The following is a 17,050-nucleotide window of genomic DNA, read 5'->3' as shown; positions in this document are numbered from 1 at the left end:
CGACGGCGACTTCGTCGACCTCGACTGGCTGTCGCCCGCGCCGCCCGGTGCCGCCGCGGCCCCGCTGCTGGTCCTGTTCCATGGCCTCGAAGGTTCCTCCCGCAGCCACTACGCCGAAGCGTTCGGCGGCTTCGCGCGCGAGCACGGCCTGGGCTACGTGGTGCCGCACTTCCGCGGCTGCAGCGGCGAGCTGAACCTCGGTCCCCGCGCCTACCACTCGGGCGACTACGAGGAAGTGCACTGGATCCTGCAGCGGCTGCGCGAGCGCCACGCCGGTCCGCTGCTGGCCGTGGGCGTGTCGCTGGGCGGCAATGCCCTGCTGCGCTGGGCCGGCGAAGCGGGCCTGCAGGCCGCGCGCAGCGCCGATGCGGTGGCCGCGGTCTGCTCGCCCCTGGACCTGGCTGCCGGGGGGCGGGCCATAGGCCGCGGCTTCAACCGGCTGGTCTACACGGGCATGTTCCTGCGCTCCATGCGCCCCAAGGCCTTGCGCAAGCTGGCCCAGCACCCCGGCCTGTTCGACCGCGAGGCGCTGCTCGCCGCACGCGACCTGTACGCCTTCGACAACGTGTTCACCGCGCCGCTGCATGGCTTCAGGGACACCGACGATTACTGGGATCGCGCCTCGGCCAAGCCGCACCTGCCGCGCATCCGCATCCCGGCGCTGGCGTTGAATGCGCGCAACGACCCGTTCGTGCCCGCGCAGAGCCTGCCGGTGCCGCATGAAGCGGGCGCCTGGGTCACGCTGTGGCAGCCGGGCCAGGGCGGCCATGTCGGCTTTCCGTCCGGTGCATGGCCGGCCCACGTGCGCTCCATGCCGGAGGCTGTCGGCGGCTGGCTGCTGCAGGCCGCCGGGCTCGGCGCAAGCGCCGGCTGACGCCGCGCGAGGTGTTCCGCTGATGCGGTCGTGCGGGCGGCGTGCCAAGGTGGGCCCATGCCATGGCCTGCCAGCAGCCCCCGATCGTGGAACCGGCTGTCGCGCCGCCTGACCGGCTGGGCTGCCGCGCTGGCCCTGCTGCCCGCCCTGCCGGCCGAGCCCGGCGTGCGGCAGCCGCCGGCCTGCCAGACGCCCGGGCACCAAGGCGATCCGATGCTGCGCCGCCAGGAGCGCATGGCCCAGTTCGAGGCCTTGGGCGAACACTGCCTCAAGCGGCTGGCGCTCGCCTGCGATGCCGCCGCCAGCCGCGGCTTGCTGGACCCGGGCAGCGCGATCTCCTGTTCGATCGGCTACGAGGCGCTGCTCAGGCGCGGTTTCGGCGGCGACTTCCAGGCCATGCTGGCGTGGTGGCGCACGCAGGGGCGGGCGCCTGGCCCCGATTAGTCCGGGCGGCGCGGCGTGGCGACGGGCACCGTGCTGGCCGTCGGCACGATGGCGGCATCGGGCGCCGCTGACGCCGCGGAGACCGCCGCCGCGAGCGCTGCGGCACCGGGCGGCGGCACCAGCGCGGGGCCGGCGCCCTGCGGCGGCCAGGCGGCTTCGGCGGCCAGCCGCGGCTTGCCCAGCGGCGCGCCGGCCTGGCCCTTGCGCACTGCCGCCAGGTCTTCCTCGCTGGGGTACAGCCCCATCAGCCAGTAGTCGAACACGCGCCGCGCGATCGGCGCGGCGGCGGCGGCGCCGAAGCCGGCGTTCTCCACCACCGCGGCCAGCGCGATCTGCGGGTCGTCGGCGGGCGCGAAGGCGATGTACAGCGAGTGGTCGCGCTGGTGCTCCTCCAGCTTGGCCGCGTTGTACTTCTCCTTCTGGCCGATGGTCACCGCCTGCGCGGTGCCGGTCTTGCCGCCCGAGAGGTAGCCGGCCCCGGCGAACACGCGGGTGCCGGTGCCGCCCTGCGTCACCCCCACCATGGCCTTGCGCACCACGGCGACGTGCTCGGGCTTGTAGCCCAGGTCCTCGCCCGGCTCGGCCGGCACGATCTCGCGCACGCGCGTCATCGGGTCCTGGGTGGCGATCACCAGCCGCGGCTTGTGCTTGACCCCGCCGGCGGCCAGCGTGGCGGTGGCCTGCGCCAGCTGCAGCATGGTGAAGCTGTTGTAGCCCTGGCCGATGCCCAGCGAGATGGTCTCGCCGGCGTACCACTTCTTCTGTTCGGGGCGGCGGTAGTAGTTGCGCTTCCACTCCTGGCTGGGGAGCACGCCGCGGACCTCGCCCTGGATGTCGATGCCGGTGAGCTGGCCGAAGCCCAGCGGCTTCATGAAATCGTGCATCAGGTCCACGCCCATCTCGTTGGCCAGCGAGTAGTAGTAGACGTTGCTGGACTTGACGATGCTGGTGTACATGTCCACCGGGCCCAGCCCGTGGTCGCCGTGGCTGCGGAACACGTGGCCGCCGAAGGTCCAGGTGCCGCTGTCCATGACCACCTGCGTGGCCGAGCGCTTGCCGGTGGTCAGCGCGCCCAGCGCCATGAACGGCTTGTAGGTGGAGCCGGGCGGGTAGGTGCCGCGCAGCGCGCGGTTGAGCAGCGGCTTGTCGATCGATTCGTTCAGCGCCTGCCAGTTCTCCGAATCGATGCCGTCGACGAACAGGTTGGGATCGAAGGTCGGCTTGGAGACGAAGGCCAGCACCTCGCCGGTCCTGGGATCCAGCGCCACCAGCGCGCCGCGCCGCTCGCCGTACAGGTCCTCGACCAGCTTCTGCAGCTTGATGTCGATCGACAGCATCACGGTGTTGCCGGGCGTGGCGGGGGTGTTGGCCAGCTTGCGCACGGCGCGCCCGCCGGCGGAGGTCTCGACCTGCTCGACGCCGGTGGTGCCGTGCAGCTGCCGCTCCAGGCTCTGCTCCACGCCCAGCTTGCCGATGTACTCGGTGCCGCGGTAGTTGGCCTGCTCCTCCTCCTCCCACTCCTCCATCTGCTTCTTCTCGGCCTGGTTGATGCGGCCGATGTAGCCGATCACGTGGCTGGCCAGCTCGCCCCAGGGGTAGTTGCGGAACAGGCGGGCCTTGATCTCCACGCCCGGGAAGCGGTAGCGCTGGGCGGCGAAGCGCGCCACCTCCTCGTCGGTCAGCTTGGTGCGGATCGGCAGCGACTCGAAGCCCTTGGTCTCGTCCAGCAGCTTGCGGAAGCGCCGCTTGTCGCGCGGCTGGATCTCGACCACCGCCGACAAGGCGTCGATGGTCGCATCCAGGCTGGCGGCCAGGCGCGAAGGCGTGATCTCCAGCGTGTAGGCCGAATAGTTGGTGGCCAGCACGATGCCGTTGCGGTCCAGGATCAGGCCGCGGTTGGGCACGATCGGCACGACGGCGGTGCGGTTGTTCTCGGCCTGCTCGCTCAGCTCGTCGTGGCGCAGCACCTGCAGGTACGCCAGCCGCAGCGACAGCAGGAAGAAGCAGGCCAGCACCACCAGGCTGGCGGCGAGCACCCGCCCGCGAAAGCGCGAGAGGTCGGCTTCGACGTTGCGCAGTTCGGTCACGGGAGGGTGCCTCTGACGGCGCTTGCGCGCCTGCGCCGGGGGAGTTCGAGCACTCTAGTCAGTTGGGGACAGAGCGACGCGGCGTGCCGCCGCTCTCGGTCTGTCCCGCAAGGCCTCATAAGGGCCTATTCTCATCCGGATCCGGCGCCCTGCGCTGGGGCGCCAGCAGGATCACGCTCACCACCGGCCAGAGCAGGGATTCGATCACGGGGGCGAGCAGGGAGATGGCGCCCGGCCAGAGCCCGCCCGCGATCATCCGGATCGCCAGCTCGATGGCGTGGGCGGCCGCGAACAGCGGCAGCACCTGCACCGCCTGCGACGGCACGGTGAACCAGAGCAGCCGGCGGTGGATGGTGATGGCGAAGAAGCTCAGGGCGGTGTAGGCCAGGGCGTGCTGACCGAGCAGGGCCGCCTGGTGCACGTCCATCGCGATGCCGAACAGGAAGGCCGCGCCCATGCCCACGCGCAGCGGCTGGTGCACGCTCCAGAACACCAGCACCAGCGCCAGCACGTCCGGCATCCAGGCCACCCGGCCGAGCGGCAGCATGTTGGCCACCATCGCGACCAGCAGGCTGGACCAGATGAACAGCGGGTTGGCCGGCAGCAGCAGCTGCTGGCCGGGGCGCATGATCATTTGCGGGCTCCCTTGGCCGCCGGCGCCGCCAGGTCGGCCGGCCGGGGCGGGATCTGCGCCGCCAGCGGGCTGAGCACCATCACGTAGCGGGCGGCGTCCACGTGCGCCTGCGGCAGGCAGTGGATGCGGGCGAAGCCGGTGTCGGCGCGCCGCTCCACCTTGTCCACCCGGGCCACCGGCAGCCCGGCCGGGTAGATGCCGTCCACGCCGCTGGTGGTGAGCAGGTCGCCCTCGTGCACGTCGGCGTTGCCCGCCATGAAGCGCAGCTCCAGCGCGCCGGCCTGGCCGCCGCCGGGATCGCCGAACGCCACGCTGCGCGCGCCGGTCCGGGTGTTCATCACCGGAATGGCCTGGTCGCGATCGGTGATCAGCGTCACCTCGCTGATCAGCGGGTGCACGCGGGTGACCTGCCCGAGCACGCCGGATTCGTCGATGACCGGCGAGCCTTCCTCGATGCCCTGGGCCAGGCCCTTGTCGATCACCACCTTGCGGGTGTAGGGGTCGGCGGCGTCGTACAGCACCTCGGCGGCCTGGGCCGGCGTGGTGACGCGCGCGCGCAGGTCCAGCAGCTTGCGCAGCCGCTCGTTCTCCTGCGACAGGTGCTCGACCTGGTTGGCGCGCTGCGACTGGCTGGCGAGCTTCTCGCGCGCCGCCGCTTCCTGCTGCTGGGCGCTGCGCAGCGACTCGAAGTAGTGGGCGGCCTCGCGCAGCGCCAGCACCGGCCGCAGCGCCAGCCACTGCACCGGGTACAGCACGGTGGCCACCCCGGCGCGCAGCGGCTGCGCGATCCTGAAGCGGGTATCGGCCACCATCAGGAACAGGGCCAGCGCGCTGAACACCATCAGCTTGGACAGCGCCGAGGGGCCCTGCTTGAAGAAGGGCGGCGGTGTCCTGTCCAGCGTACCGAGCGGCATCGCTGTCTCCGGCGGGAGGGGTTACTCGCTGGTGAAGATGGAGCCCAGGCGCTCCATGCGCTCGAGCGCGATGCCGCAGCCGCGCACCACGCAGGTCAGCGGGTCCTCGGCCACCAGCACCGGCAGGCCGGTCTCCTCGGCCAGCAGGCGGTCGAGGTCGCGCAGCAGCGCGCCGCCGCCGGTGAGCATCATGCCGCGCTCGGCGATGTCGGCGCCCAGCTCGGGGGGCGTGCTCTCCAGCGCGCTCTTGACCGCCGACACGATGTTGTTCAGCGGGTCGGTGAGCGCCTCCAGGATCTCGTTGGAGGAAATCGTGAAGGAGCGCGGAACGCCCTCGGAGAGATTGCGGCCCTTGACCTCGATCTCCTTGACCTCGCTGCCGGGGAAGGCCGAGCCGATGGTCTTCTTGATCGCTTCGGCGGTGGGCTCGCCGATCAGCATGCCGTAGTTGCGGCGGATGTACGCGATGATCGCGTCGTCGAAGCGGTCGCCGCCCACGCGCACGCTGCCCTTGTAGACCATGCCGCCCAGCGAGATCACGCCCACCTCGGTGGTGCCGCCGCCGATGTCGACCACCATCGAGCCGGACGCCTCGCTCACCGGCAGGCCGGCGCCGATCGCCGCGGCCATGGGCTCCTCGATCAGGTAGACCTCGCTGGCGCCGGCGCCCAGCGCCGATTCGCGGATGGCGCGACGCTCCACCTGGGTGGAGCCGCAGGGCACGCAGATGATGATGCGCGGGCTGGGTTTCAGGATGGAGCGCGGGTGCACCATCTTGATGAACTGCTTGAGCATCTGCTCGGTGACCGTGAAGTCGGCGATCACGCCGTCCTTCATCGGGCGGATCGCCTCGATGTTGCCCGGCACCTTGCCCAGCATGGCCTTGGCCTCGTGGCCCACGGCCTGGATGGTCTTCTTCCCCTGCGGGCCGCCCTCGTGGCGGATCGCCACCACCGAGGGTTCATCCAGGACGATCCCCTTGTCCCTCACGAAGATCAGCGTGTTGGCGGTGCCCAGGTCAATGGCCAGATCGGTCGACAGGTACCGACGGAACGCTCCGAACATGGGGGGTGGGTCCTCTTTCTTCTACGAAAGCGGCCCCGCGAAAGGGGCCGTGCGCTAAAGGCGGGATAATAACTGATCCCCTGTGAATAACTCATCGGCGCGGCGCCCCGGCCGTCGCGCTTACATTCGGTTTCCCGCCGATTTGCCGCCATGGCCCTGACCCCCGACGACATCCGCCGCATCGCGCACCTCGCGCGACTGGAACTGCAGCCGCACGAGAGCGAGCACATGCTGACCCGGATCAACGGCTTCTTCGCCATCGTGGAGGCGATGCGGGCTGTGGATACCACGGGGATCGAGCCGCTCGCGCACCCCGTGGCCGCCTTCCAGGACGTGTCCTTGCGGCTGCGCGAGGACGTGGCGTCCGAGGCCGACCAGCGCGAGGCCAACCAGCGTAGCGCGCCGGCGGTGGAGCGCGGGCTGTTCCTGGTGCCGAAGGTGATCGAATGAGCGCGAGGGCGAGGGGCCCCGTTTGCGGGGATCGACCCAGCTCATTCGATCGAGTTGCCGACCACATGATCATCGGATTGAACAACGCAATTTCGGAGGCAGCCGAATGAGCGCGCTGCACGACATCTCCGTCGCCGATCTGGCGCGTCGCCTGAAGTCCAGGGACGTCTCCGCGGTCGAAGTCGCGCAGCACTTCCTGGCGCGCGGCGAGGCGCACGGCGACCTGGGCGCTTTCCTGGCCACGGACCCGGAGGTCACCCTGGCCCAGGCCCGCGCCGCCGACGAGCGCATCGCCGCCGGCGACGCCGCGCCGCTGCTGGGCGTGCCGATCGCGCACAAGGACATCTTCGTCACGCGCGACTTCCCGACCACGGCCGGCTCGAAGATGCTGGCCGGCTACCGCTCGCCCTTCGATGCCACCGTGGTGCGCAAGCTGGCCGAGGCCGGCATGGTCACGCTGGGCAAGCTCAATTGCGACGAGTTCGCCATGGGCTCGTCGAACGAGAACTCGGCCTGGGGGCCGGTGAAGAATCCGTGGGACACCCGCCGCATTCCGGGCGGCTCCTCCGGCGGCAGTGCGGCGGCGGTCGCTGCGCGCCTGGCACCGGCCGCCACCGGCACCGACACCGGCGGTTCGATCCGCCAGCCCGCTTCGTTCTGCGGCATCACCGGCATCAAGCCGACCTACGGGCGCGCCTCGCGCTACGGGATGATCGCCTACGCCTCCAGCCTGGACCAGGCCGGGCCAATGGCGCGCAGCGCGGCCGACTGCGCGCTGCTGCTGTCGGCCATGTGCGGGCCCGACCCCGACCGCGATTCGACCTCGCTGGACACGCCGGCCGAAGACTTCACCCGGGCGCTGGGTGGCTCGCTCGAAGGCCTGCGCATCGGGGTGCCGCGCGAGTTCTTCGGCGAGGGCCTGGCCGGCGACGTGCGCGCGGCCATCGAAGCCGCGCTGCAGCAGTACGAGAAGCTGGGTGCGCGGCGGGTGGCGGTCTCGCTGCCGCGCACCGAGCTGTCGATCCCCGTCTACTACATCATCGCGCCGGCCGAGGCCTCGTCCAACCTCTCGCGTTTCGACGGCGTGAAGTTCGGCCACCGCGCGAAGCAGTACGCCGACCTGCTCGACATGTACCGCAAGACCCGCGCCGAAGGCTTCGGCGAGGAGGTCAAGCAACGGATCATGGTGGGCACCTACGTGCTCTCGCACGGCTACTACGACGCCTACTACCTGCAGGCGCAGAAGGTGCGCCGCATGATCGCCGACGACTTCCGGCGCGCGTTCGCCGAGTGCGACGTGATCGCCGGCCCGGCCGCGCCCACCGTGGCCTGGCAGCTGGGCGAGCACGGCAGCGACCCGCTGGCCGACTACCTGGCCGACATCTTCACCCTGCCGGCTTCGCTGGCCGGGCTGCCGGGCATGAGCATCCCCTGCGGCCTCGGCGCCGGTGGCATGCCGGTGGGCCTGCAGTTGATCGGCAGCTGGTTCCAGGAGGGCCGGCTGCTGAACGCCGCGCATGCGTTCCAGCAGGCCACCGATTTCCACCTGCAGCATCCGGAGGGTTTGTCATGAGCCGGCTCGTGCAAGGCTGGGAAGTGGTGATCGGCTTCGAGACCCATGCCCAGCTGTCCACCCGCTCGAAGATCTTCAGCCGCGCGCCGACCGCCTTCGGCGCCGAGCCGAACACCCAGGCCAGCGCGGTCGACCTGGCGCTGCCCGGCACGCTGCCGGTGATGAACCGGGGCGCGGTCGAGCGCGCCATCGCGTTCGGCCTGGCCGTCAACGCGCACATCGCGCCGCGCAGCGTGTTCGCGCGCAAGAACTACTTCTACCCCGACCTGCCCAAGGGTTACCAGATCAGCCAGTACGAGATCCCGGTGGTGCAGGGTGGCGTGGTCGAGTTCTTCCTGGGTGACGAGAAGAAGTCGGTGCGCCTGGTGCGCGCCCACCTGGAGGAGGACGCCGGCAAGTCGCTGCACGAGGACTTCGTCGGCCAGTCCGGCATCGACCTCAACCGCGCCGGCACGCCGCTGCTGGAGATCGTCACCGAGCCGGACATGCGCTCCTCCGAGGAGGCGGTCGCGTACGCGAAGGAACTGCACAAGATCGTCACCTGGATCGGCATCTGCGACGGCAACATGCAGGAAGGGAGCTTTCGCTGCGACGCCAACGTGTCGGTGCGCAGGCCCGGCCAGCCGCTGGGCACGCGGCGCGAGATCAAGAACCTGAACAGCTTCCGCTTCATGCAGCAGGCGATCGACTACGAGATCCGCTGGCAGATCGAGGAGCTGGAGGACGGCCGTGCGATCGAACAGGCCACCGTGCTGTTCGACCCCGACACCGGCGAGACCCGCGCCATGCGCACCAAGGAGGACGCGGCCGACTACCGCTACTTCCCGGACCCGGACCTGCCGCCGCTGGTGGTGGCGCCCGGGTGGGTCGAGCAGGTGCGCGCTTCGATGCCGGAGCTGCCGCGCGCGATGGCGGCGCGCTTCGTCGCCGACTACGGCCTGCCCGAATACGACGCCACCACGCTGACCCAGAGCCCGGCGATGGCCGCCTACTTCGAGGCGGCGGCCCAGGCCAGCGGCCAGTCCAAGCTGGCCAGCAACTGGATCATGGGTGAGGTGTCGCGCCGGCTGAATGCGCAGGACATCGGCATCGGACAGGCGCCGGTGCCGGCCGCGACGCTGGCCGCGCTGATCGGCCGCATCGCCGACGGCACCCTCTCCAACAGCGCCGGCCGGCAGGTGTTCGAGGCGCTGTGGAGCGGCGAGGGCAGCGACGTCGATGCGCTGATCGAGGCCAAGGGCCTGAAGCAGATGAACGACAGCGGCGAGCTGGAGAAGATCCTCGACGGGATCATCGCCGCCAACCCGGACAACGTGGCCCAGTTCAGGGCCGGCAAGGACAAGGCCTTCAACGCGCTGGTCGGCCAGGCGATGAAGGCCACCAAGGGCAAGGCCAACCCGCAGCAGGTCAACGAGCTGCTGCGCCGGAAGCTGCAGGGCTGAGCGTGCCGACAGCCGGGCGCCGGGGGTGCCCGGCCCGGTGCTGCCGTTCCCGCCCTACTCCACCTTGCCGATCTTCTTGACGACCTCCGCCATGCGGCGGGCATCGTCCTGCACGTACTTCTCGAACTCGGGCGTGTCCTGGTACAGCACCGGGCTGCCGGCGCCGAGGATCACCTGCTTGACCTTGGGATCGTTGGCGGCCGCCTTGGCCGCCGCACGCAGGCGCTGCACGACGGGCTCGGGCGTGTCGGCCGGGGCGAACAGGCCCGACCACTGGGCGTACTCGGCGCCGTAGCCGAGGTCCTTCAGGGCCGGTACCTCGGGCAGCGTCACCAGCCGCGCCTGGCCCCAGTGGGCCAGCACGCGCACCTTGCCCGCCTTGACGTGTTGCAGCACCGTCGCCGGTCCGGTCGACAGCGCATCGACCTGGCCGCCCAGCAGGGCCACCACCGCCGGGCCGGCGCCGGTGAAGGGCACGTGCGTCATCTTGATGTCGGCGTTCTGGGCCAGGATCTCCATGGGCACGTGCATGGTGCCGTAGTTGCCCGAGGACCCGTAGTTGATCGCGCCCGGGCGCTTGCGCGCGTCCTCGACGAAGTCCTTGGCGGTCTTCCACGGTGCGTCGGCGCGAACGGCCAGCACCGTGGGATCGGCCGTGAAGCGCGCGATCGGCCGCAGGGAGCGGACCGTGAACATGGTCTGGCGGCCCAGGATCGCGTCGGCTTCCGGCAACACCGTCAGCGAGGACAGCGCCATCAGGACCGTATAGCCGTCGGGCGCGGACTTGGCCACCTGGGCCATGCCGATGGCCCCGCCGGCGCCGCCCTTGTTCTCGATCACCACCGGCTGTCCCAGTTCGCGCGACATCGCCTCGGCCACCGGCCGCGCGACGGTGTCGGCGAGCCCGCCCGGCGGGAACGGTACGACCAGCTTGACGGGCCGGTTGGGGTAGTCGGCGGACTGGGCCATCGCCGCCGCGCCGGCCAGGCAGAAAGCGGCCGCGACCGCGAGCCGGAAGCCCGAAAGAAGGGTTCTCATGCTGTCTCCTCGTGTCATCGGAAAAAAAGTGGCGCTATTCGAAGCGGTTCTCGATCGAGCCGATCCCGTCGATCTCGATCCGCACCACGTCGCCGCTGCGCAGGTAGCGCGGCGGATCGAAACCCATGCCCACGCCGGCGGGCGTGCCGGTGGCGATCACGTCGCCGGGGTAGAGCGTGATGCCGCGCGAGACGGTCTCGATCAGCGTCGGGATGTCGAAGATCAGGTGCTCGGTCCGGCCGTCCTGCCGCAGTTCGCCATTGACCCAGCAGCGCACGCGGGTGTGCGCGCCATCGAGTTCATCGGCCGTGACGATCCAGGGCCCCATGGGGCAGAAGCTGTCGAACGACTTGCCCATGTCCCACTGCTGGTGGCGCATCTGCACGTCGCGGGCGGTCACGTCGTTGACGATGGTGTAGCCGAACACATGCGACATCGCGTCGGCGCGGCGGATGTTCTTGCCGCCCTTGCCGATCACCAGCGCCAGCTCGGCCTCGTAGTCGATCCGGGTGGACACCGCGTCGCCCGGCAGCACCACCGGGTCGGCCGGCCCGACCACGCACTCGGGCACCTTGGTGAACACGATCGGCCATTCCATCGTGTTGGCGTTGCTGGCCTTGAAGACCGATCCGGCCAGTTCCTGCGCGTGCGCATGGTAGTTGCGGCCCACGCACCACAGGTTGCGGCGCGGACGCAGCGGGGCCTCCAGCGCCACCGCCGCCAGTGGCAGCGCCGCGCCGGCCGGAGCCGGCACCGGCTCGCCGCGGGCGGCGGCCTCCACCAGGGGCAGCGCGCCGTTGCGCGCCAGGTCCTGCGACCAGGGCAAGGGCGTGACCTGCCGGCCGTCGGGCGAGACGACTCCCACCTGGCGGCGGCCTTCATGGGAAAAGGTGGCGATGCGCACGAGAGACTCCTGGAAAATTGGTTTATTACTGGACCATTCGGACCAACTGCGATATCCTACACGCAGCATCGCCATTTGATCCAGTCGATTTACGCTGGGGGATTGGGATCGGCTGGGTTTCCCGATAGTTGGTACAAAATGGTATGAAAACCGGAGGCCTTCGCGACTTCATCCTGGACAACCTGCGCGCCGGCCGGTGGCGGGCCGGCGACCGGCTGCCGCCCGAGCGCAGCCTGAGCGAGCAGTTCACGCTCAGCCGCGGCTCGGTCCGCAAGGTGCTGCAGGACCTGCGCGGGCTGGGCCTGATCGAGCAGACCGTGGGCAGCGGCACCTACGTCACCGACGGCGTCGACGCGGTGATCCGCACGTTGCCGGCCGCGCGGCCGGCGGCCCAGACCAGCCCGGCCGAACTCATGGAGGCGCGCATCGCCTTCGAGCCGGCCGTGCTCGAACTGGTGGTGGCCCATGCGACCGCCGCCGACTTCGAGCGCATGGACGAGTGCTGCGAACGGGCGGAGGCGGCGCAGACACTCGAGGAGTTCGAGCACTGGGACGGCCTGCTGCACGAGGCGATCGCCGGTGCCACGCGCAACAGCTTCGTCACGGGCGTGTTCGGCCTGATGAACCAGGCGCGGGCGCAGACCGAGTGGGGCGCCCTGAAGCGGCGCAGCGTCACGCCCGAGCGGCGCCGGCATTACCAGCAGGAGCATCGCCGGCTGGTGCAGGCCATCAAGGCACGCGACCTCGAGCAGGCCCGGTCCGCCGCACTCGCGCACCTGGAGCACGTGCGCCGCAACCTGTTCGGGTCCTGAGCGCCACCGCCGGCCGCCCCACGCTTCGTCCCATCCGCGCTAGAGTGGCCGGATGCCCCTCGAAGTCTGGACCATAGGGCATTCCACCCGTTCGGCGCAGGAGTTCCTGTCGCTGCTGCAGGCCCATGGCATCGAGGCACTGGTCGACGTGCGGCGCTTCCCCGGCTCCCGCAAGCACCCGCAGTTCGGCGCCGAGGCCCTGGCCTCCACGCTGCAGTCGAACGGCATGGCCTACGCCTGGCTGGACAAGCTCGGCGGCCGGCGCCGGCCCGATCCGGCCTCGCCCAACGTGGGCTGGCGCAACGACTCCTTCCGTGCCTATGCCGACCACCTCGCATCGCCGGAGTTCGCCGAGGGACTGGCGGAACTGCTGCACATCGCTTCGGCCCGGCGCACGGCGATGATGTGTTCGGAGCTCGTCTGGTGGCGCTGCCACCGCGGCCTGATCGCGGACGCGCTGCTGTTCAGCGGCATCGCGGTCACGCACATCCTCGACGTGCACAAGACCAGCCCGCACCCGTACACGCCGCCCGCACGGGTGCGCGACGGCGAACTGGTCTATTCGCTGGACGGCGAGCCGCTGTCCCGGCGCGCCTGCTGCTGAAGGCAGCCGCTGCCTACGCCGGGCTGCCCGCGAGTTCCCGGGTCAGTTGCGCAGCCGGCACTTCGCGGCAGCCACCGGTGTCCTGCCCGGCCCACAGCGGCGAGAAGTCGCTGCTGCCCCGGCGCTCGGCCGCGGCACGCAGCAGGCCCATGGCCGGCGCAGCCTGCGGAAAGGCCGGCGCAGCGGCGCTGATCGGCCCCAGTTCGCGGATCACGCGGTTGACGATGCCGCGCGCCGGGCGGCCGGTGAAGACATTGGTGACCACCGTCGTGCGTGCGGCCTCGCTCTTCAAAGCCGCGCGGTGCAGCGCGGTGGTCGTGCACTCGGGGCACAGCAGGTAGGCGGTGCCGACCTGCACGCCGGCCGCACCCAGCGCCAGGGCGGCTGCCACGCCGCCGGCGTCGGCGATGCCGCCCGCGGCGATCACCGGCACGCGCAGGGTTCGGGCCAGCCGGCGGACCAGCGCGAAGGTGCCGACCTGGGTGGCGAGGTCGTCGGTGAGGAACAGGCCGCGGTGGCCGCCGGCCTCCAGGCCCTGCGCGATCACGGCATCGACGCCGCGCTCCTGCAGCCAGAGCGCTTCGTCGAGCGTGGTGGCCGACGCGATCACCTTCGCCCCCCAGCCACGGACCCGCTGCAGCAGCTCGGGCGCAGGCAGGCCGAAGTGGAAGCTCACCACGGGCGGGCGGAATTCCTCCAGCAGGTCGGCGGCCTCGCTGCTGAAGGGCAGCCGCCCGGGGCCGCGCGGCACGGCCGCGATGTCGAGCCCGAGCTCCTGGAAGTAGGGCGCCAGCGCCGCATGCCATTTCGCCTCGCGCTGCGGATCGGGCCGGGGTTGCGCGTGGCAGAAGAAGTTGACGTTGAAGGGCTTGTCGGTGCCCGAGCGCAGCGCTGCCAGTTCCTTGCGCAGGGCATCGGGCGCCAGCATGGCGCAGGGCAGCGACCCCAGTCCGCCGGCATTGGACACCGCGAGGGCGAGCGCGCTGCCCTGCACACCCGCCATGGGCGCCTGGACGATGGGCAGATCGATGCCCAGGAATTGCTGCAGGGATGTCATGGCCGGGCTCCTCTTCGGGGACGTGCGTCGCTCTTTCGAAGCGGCCATGCTAGCGGGTGCGCAGCGCCCCTTCGGGCGCAGTGCCTATCTCAGCGCCGTTCTTCGTACAGCCCCAGCTTGCGGTGCAGCGGCGCCTCGTCGGCGACGAACAGGAACGCTGGCTCCCGCGCCGAGCGGTTGCGCAGCGTGATCGGCGCGAAGCCCGGTGCGCAGCAGGTGTCGGCGTTGTCCATCGCGAAAGTCCCCGTCTCGACCGTGACCTCGGACTCGCCCTCGATCTGGTGGAACACCGTTGCCGGCGAGCGCGCCGGCAGCCGCAGGGTCTGGCCCGGCCGCAGCATCAGCGCGTAGAAGCCGAGGATGGCCTGCGCGTCGCCGCCCGTCTCCGGGTTGACGTAGGTGACCTGCACGGGTTCCAGGCCGGGCCGGTCCTGCGCCAGCGACAGCAGCGCCGCACGCGCATCGGCCCACGGGTAGCGGAGCATGGGCCAGGCCTTGCGCGAGCGCCCGAACACGCGCGTGGGCACGACGCCGCCGCGCGCGTAGCCACGATCGCCGTGGCCGGGCGCCACGCGCTGGCGCTGCCCCTGCACGTGGTAGCTGGCCTCCAGGAAATGCACCAGCGGCAGGTCCAGCACGTCCAGCCAGACCACCGGCCGTGCGCCGTCGTGCCCGTGCTCGTGCCAGGCGCCGGTGGGCGTGAGGATCAGGTCGCCGCGGCTCATGGGGCACTGCTCGCCGTCCACGGTGGTCCAGGCGCCTTCGCCCTCGACGACCATGCGGATCGCGTTGGGCGTGTGGCGGTGGCTGGGCGCCCATTCGCCGGGCAGCAGCAGCTGCATGCCCAGGTACATGGCGGCACTGGCCTGCATCCTCTCCAGGCCGTGCCCCGGGTTGGCCAGCGCGAGCACCCGGCGCTCGGACTTTTCGATCGGCGTCAGCTCGCCGGCCTGCATCAGCAACGGGCGCAGCGCCTGGTACGGCCAGTGGACCGGCTGCGTGCGGCGCGTCGGCAGGTCCGGCGGCAGCACCGAGCGCAGGCTGGGCCACAGTGGCACCAGGTTGAGTGATTCCAGCTGCCCGCGATAGGCTTGCGGCAGGTCTTCGAGGCGGCCGAGGTCCAGCATGATGTGTCTCTCCGGTTGACGTTCAGTGGGGGGCGAGGCAGTTGCCCGCGTTCCAGCCGTACAGCCATTCGAGGGCGTCGTAGAAGCGTTCGGGCGGGCGGCCCTCCCACATCTGGTTGCGCACCAGCCGCTCCACGCCACTGGCGTGGTAGATGCGGCCCATTTCGCGGCCCGACAGCACGATGCGGGCGGTGCGGGCCACGCGCGAGCGCTGGTACAGCTGCAGCGCCGGTTCCCATTGGTTGCCGTGCACGCGCAGCGCCTCGCCCAGGGTGACCGCGTCTTCCATCGCCATGCAGGCGCCCTGCGCCATGTACTGCGTGGTGGGGTGGGCGGCATCGCCCAGCAGCGTGGCGCGGCCGAACACCCAGGTGGCGATCGGTTCGCGGTCGGCCGTGGCCCACCGCCGCCAGCTTTTCGGCAGCTCGATCAGCTGGCGCGCCCTGGGGCAGATCGCCTGGAAGTAGCTCTCCACTTCTTCCTTGCTGCCGTCGGTGACGCCCCATTCCTCCGGCCGGCGGCTGTGGAAGGTGACGACCACGTTGTACTGCTCGCCCCCGCGCAGCGGGTAGTGCACCAGGTGGCAGTTGGGGCCGACCCAGATGCTGGCCGCGTTCCAGCGCAGGTCCCCGGGAAAGGCGGCCTTGTCGACCACCGCGCGATAGACCACGTGCCCGGTGACCCGCGGCGGGTCGCCCACGTACTGCTGGCGCAGCACCGACTTGCCGCCCTCGGCGCCGATCAGCGCCTGGCCGCGGTAGGAGCGCCCGCCGGCGCAGTGCGCGACCACCGTGTCCCCGTCCTGCTCGACGCGCTCCACGCGCGTGCGGGTGACGAACTCGACCCGGCCGGTCTCGACGGCACCCTCCAGCAGCGAGCCGTGCACGTCGACCCGGTGGATCACCGCGTACGGGTTGCCGAAACGCTGGCGGAACGCCTCGCCGGTGGGAATCTTCGCGACCTGGTATTCGTCGATCGCGTCGTGCATGACCAGGCAGTCGGTGTAGACCGCGCGGCTGCGCGCTTTCGGGCCGACGCCGAGCGCGTCGAAGGCGTGGAAGGCATTGGGGCCGAGCTGGATGCCGGCGCCGATCTCGCCGATCTCGGCCGCCTGTTCCAGCACCAGCACCTGGAAGCCCTGGCGCACCAGCGCCAGCGCGGCGGCCAGCCCGCCGATGCCGCCGCCGGCCACGATCACCGGCAGGGAAGGAGAAGGGGTGTTCATGCGGGGCCTCGCTTGCGGATCGGGCTTCAGCCGCGTGCTGATCATCAGCACACTGATAAAAAGTGTATGGATAAAATGCCTGCGGACTACACGGGTTAACCCTGATCGACCCTCTGCATGGCCAAGACCGCCCCCCTGCCCCAGCTCGACCAGCTGCCCGGTTTCTCGATCCGCCGCCTGCAGCAGATCGCGGTGGCGCTGTTCCTGCAGGAGACGCAGGCCCATGGCATCACGCCGGTGCAGTACGCGGCGCTGCAGGCGGTGTGCGTCAGCCCCGGCGTCGACCAGCGCACGCTGGCGGCCGCCATCGGGCTGGACACCTCGACGACGGGAGGCGTGATCGACCGGCTGGAAGCCAAGGGGGCCCTGCGCCGCAGTCCCTCGGAGCACGACCGCCGCGTGCGGCTGCTCACGGCGACCGACGAGGGCCAGGCGCTGGCGCGGCAGGTGACGCCTGCCATGCTGCGGGCACAGGAGCGCATCCTGGCGCCGCTGCCCGCGAAGGAGCGCAAGGAGTTCCTGCGCATGCTGCGCGTGCTGGTCGAGGCGAACAACGAGCTGAGCCGGGCGCCCAGCAGCGGGATCTGAGCCGATCGCGTGCCACTGCGACGGTCAAGCCGCAATCCAACTGCAACGAGTCACACACCGGCGCATGCAGAAGCCGGGAGATGGATCCTGGTGAGTTCAACCGGTCAGCGCAACGCTTGCCGCCAATTTATCAGCCGGTGTGATGTAGCCGAGGGTCTTGCGTGGTCGAGTGTTGAGCTTGGTGGCTATGACGTTCAGCTGCCGCTGGCTGA

General features: G+C 70.8%; 17 protein-coding genes. 8 read left to right on the top strand and 9 right to left on the bottom strand.

Annotated features, from left to right (window positions below):
* Both V6M57_RS11020 and V6M57_RS11015 read left to right on the top strand, forming a co-directional pair.
* On the top strand, positions 1-874 hold an 874-nt coding region (locus V6M57_RS11020), incomplete at its 5' end, for a YheT family hydrolase (protein ID WP_332815040.1).
* A gap of 57 nt (positions 875-931) precedes the next feature.
* Positions 932-1,318 carry a hypothetical protein gene (locus tag V6M57_RS11015; protein ID WP_332815039.1) on the top strand — a complete coding sequence of 129 codons (387 nt, stop codon included), beginning with the start codon at positions 932-934 and terminating at the stop codon, positions 1,316-1,318.
* Here V6M57_RS11015 and mrdA read toward each other — a convergent pair.
* The 4 genes from mrdA to V6M57_RS10995 all read right to left on the bottom strand — a co-directional run bounded on the left by mrdA (position 1,315) and on the right by V6M57_RS10995 (position 6,018).
* On the bottom strand, positions 1,315-3,405 hold the full coding sequence (mrdA, locus tag V6M57_RS11010; RefSeq protein WP_332815038.1) for a penicillin-binding protein 2: 2,091 nt from the start codon (positions 3,403-3,405) through the stop codon (positions 1,315-1,317). The two genes, V6M57_RS11015 and mrdA, sit on opposite strands and share 4 nt — an antisense overlap.
* Before the next feature lie 115 nt (positions 3,406-3,520).
* Positions 3,521-4,039 (bottom strand): rod shape-determining protein MreD, encoded by a 519-nt coding sequence (gene mreD / locus V6M57_RS11005; RefSeq protein ID WP_332815037.1) that lies wholly within the window; start codon positions 4,037-4,039, stop codon positions 3,521-3,523.
* A complete protein-coding gene (gene mreC / locus V6M57_RS11000; RefSeq protein WP_332815036.1) occupies positions 4,036-4,953 on the bottom strand; it encodes a rod shape-determining protein MreC in 918 nt (305 codons plus the stop codon). Before mreC ends, mreD begins: the two co-directional genes overlap by 4 nt.
* Positions 4,954-4,974: 21 nt before the next feature.
* A complete protein-coding gene (locus V6M57_RS10995; RefSeq protein ID WP_332815035.1) occupies positions 4,975-6,018 on the bottom strand; it encodes a rod shape-determining protein in 1,044 nt (347 codons plus the stop codon).
* 150 nt (positions 6,019-6,168) lie between these two features.
* Between V6M57_RS10995 and gatC the strand changes: the two genes are divergently transcribed.
* The 3 genes from gatC to gatB all read left to right on the top strand — a co-directional run bounded on the left by gatC (position 6,169) and on the right by gatB (position 9,483).
* Positions 6,169-6,468, top strand: a complete 300-nt coding sequence (gene gatC / locus V6M57_RS10990) for an Asp-tRNA(Asn)/Glu-tRNA(Gln) amidotransferase subunit GatC (protein WP_332815034.1) — start codon at positions 6,169-6,171, stop codon at positions 6,466-6,468.
* 106 nt (positions 6,469-6,574) lie between these two features.
* Entirely contained in the window at positions 6,575-8,041 is a 1,467-nt protein-coding gene (gene gatA, locus V6M57_RS10985; RefSeq protein ID WP_332815033.1) for an Asp-tRNA(Asn)/Glu-tRNA(Gln) amidotransferase subunit GatA, read from the top strand.
* Positions 8,038-9,483, top strand: a complete 1,446-nt coding sequence (gene gatB / locus V6M57_RS10980) for an Asp-tRNA(Asn)/Glu-tRNA(Gln) amidotransferase subunit GatB (protein ID WP_332815032.1) — start codon at positions 8,038-8,040, stop codon at positions 9,481-9,483. Before gatA ends, gatB begins: the two co-directional genes overlap by 4 nt.
* Positions 9,484-9,537: 54 nt before the next feature.
* Here gatB and V6M57_RS10975 read toward each other — a convergent pair whose 3' ends face one another.
* Together V6M57_RS10975 and V6M57_RS10970 are read right to left on the bottom strand one after the other, a co-directional pair.
* Positions 9,538-10,521 carry a tripartite tricarboxylate transporter substrate binding protein gene (locus V6M57_RS10975; RefSeq protein ID WP_332815031.1) on the bottom strand — a complete coding sequence of 328 codons (984 nt, stop codon included), beginning with the start codon at positions 10,519-10,521 and terminating at the stop codon, positions 9,538-9,540.
* A gap of 34 nt (positions 10,522-10,555) precedes the next feature.
* Positions 10,556-11,425 carry a fumarylacetoacetate hydrolase family protein gene (locus V6M57_RS10970; protein WP_332815030.1) on the bottom strand — a complete coding sequence of 290 codons (870 nt, stop codon included), beginning with the start codon at positions 11,423-11,425 and terminating at the stop codon, positions 10,556-10,558.
* Between the two features lie 143 nt (positions 11,426-11,568).
* Between V6M57_RS10970 and V6M57_RS10965 the strand changes: the two genes are divergently transcribed.
* Positions 11,569-12,237, top strand: coding sequence for a FadR/GntR family transcriptional regulator (locus V6M57_RS10965; RefSeq protein ID WP_332815029.1), 669 nt, complete (start codon positions 11,569-11,571; stop codon positions 12,235-12,237).
* Positions 12,238-12,289: 52 nt separating this feature from the next.
* Entirely contained in the window at positions 12,290-12,841 is a 552-nt protein-coding gene (locus tag V6M57_RS10960; protein ID WP_332815028.1) for a DUF488 domain-containing protein, read from the top strand.
* A gap of 13 nt (positions 12,842-12,854) precedes the next feature.
* Here V6M57_RS10960 and V6M57_RS10955 read toward each other — a convergent pair whose 3' ends face one another.
* The 3 genes from V6M57_RS10955 to V6M57_RS10945 form a co-directional block, all read right to left on the bottom strand.
* A complete protein-coding gene (locus tag V6M57_RS10955; protein WP_332815027.1) occupies positions 12,855-13,898 on the bottom strand; it encodes an NAD(P)H-dependent flavin oxidoreductase in 1,044 nt (347 codons plus the stop codon).
* 89 nt (positions 13,899-13,987) lie between these two features.
* Positions 13,988-15,025, bottom strand: coding sequence for a cupin domain-containing protein (locus V6M57_RS10950; RefSeq protein ID WP_332815026.1), 1,038 nt, complete (start codon positions 15,023-15,025; stop codon positions 13,988-13,990).
* A 22-nt stretch (positions 15,026-15,047) separates the two neighbouring features.
* Positions 15,048-16,250 carry a 3-hydroxybenzoate 6-monooxygenase gene (locus V6M57_RS10945; RefSeq protein WP_332815025.1) on the bottom strand — a complete coding sequence of 401 codons (1,203 nt, stop codon included), beginning with the start codon at positions 16,248-16,250 and terminating at the stop codon, positions 15,048-15,050.
* A 117-nt stretch (positions 16,251-16,367) separates the two neighbouring features.
* Between V6M57_RS10945 and V6M57_RS10940 the strand changes: the two genes are divergently transcribed.
* Positions 16,368-16,838: a MarR family winged helix-turn-helix transcriptional regulator gene (locus V6M57_RS10940; protein WP_332815024.1), complete on the top strand. Its 471-nt coding sequence runs from the start codon at positions 16,368-16,370 to the stop codon at positions 16,836-16,838.
* Positions 16,839-17,050 lie beyond the last annotated feature (212 nt).

The organism is Ramlibacter sp. (assembly GCF_036676645.1).
Taxonomy (GTDB): domain Bacteria; phylum Pseudomonadota; class Gammaproteobacteria; order Burkholderiales; family Burkholderiaceae_C; genus Ramlibacter.
The sequence above is the reverse complement of the archived record's forward strand: the minus strand, read 5'-3'. Positions and strand labels throughout refer to the sequence as shown.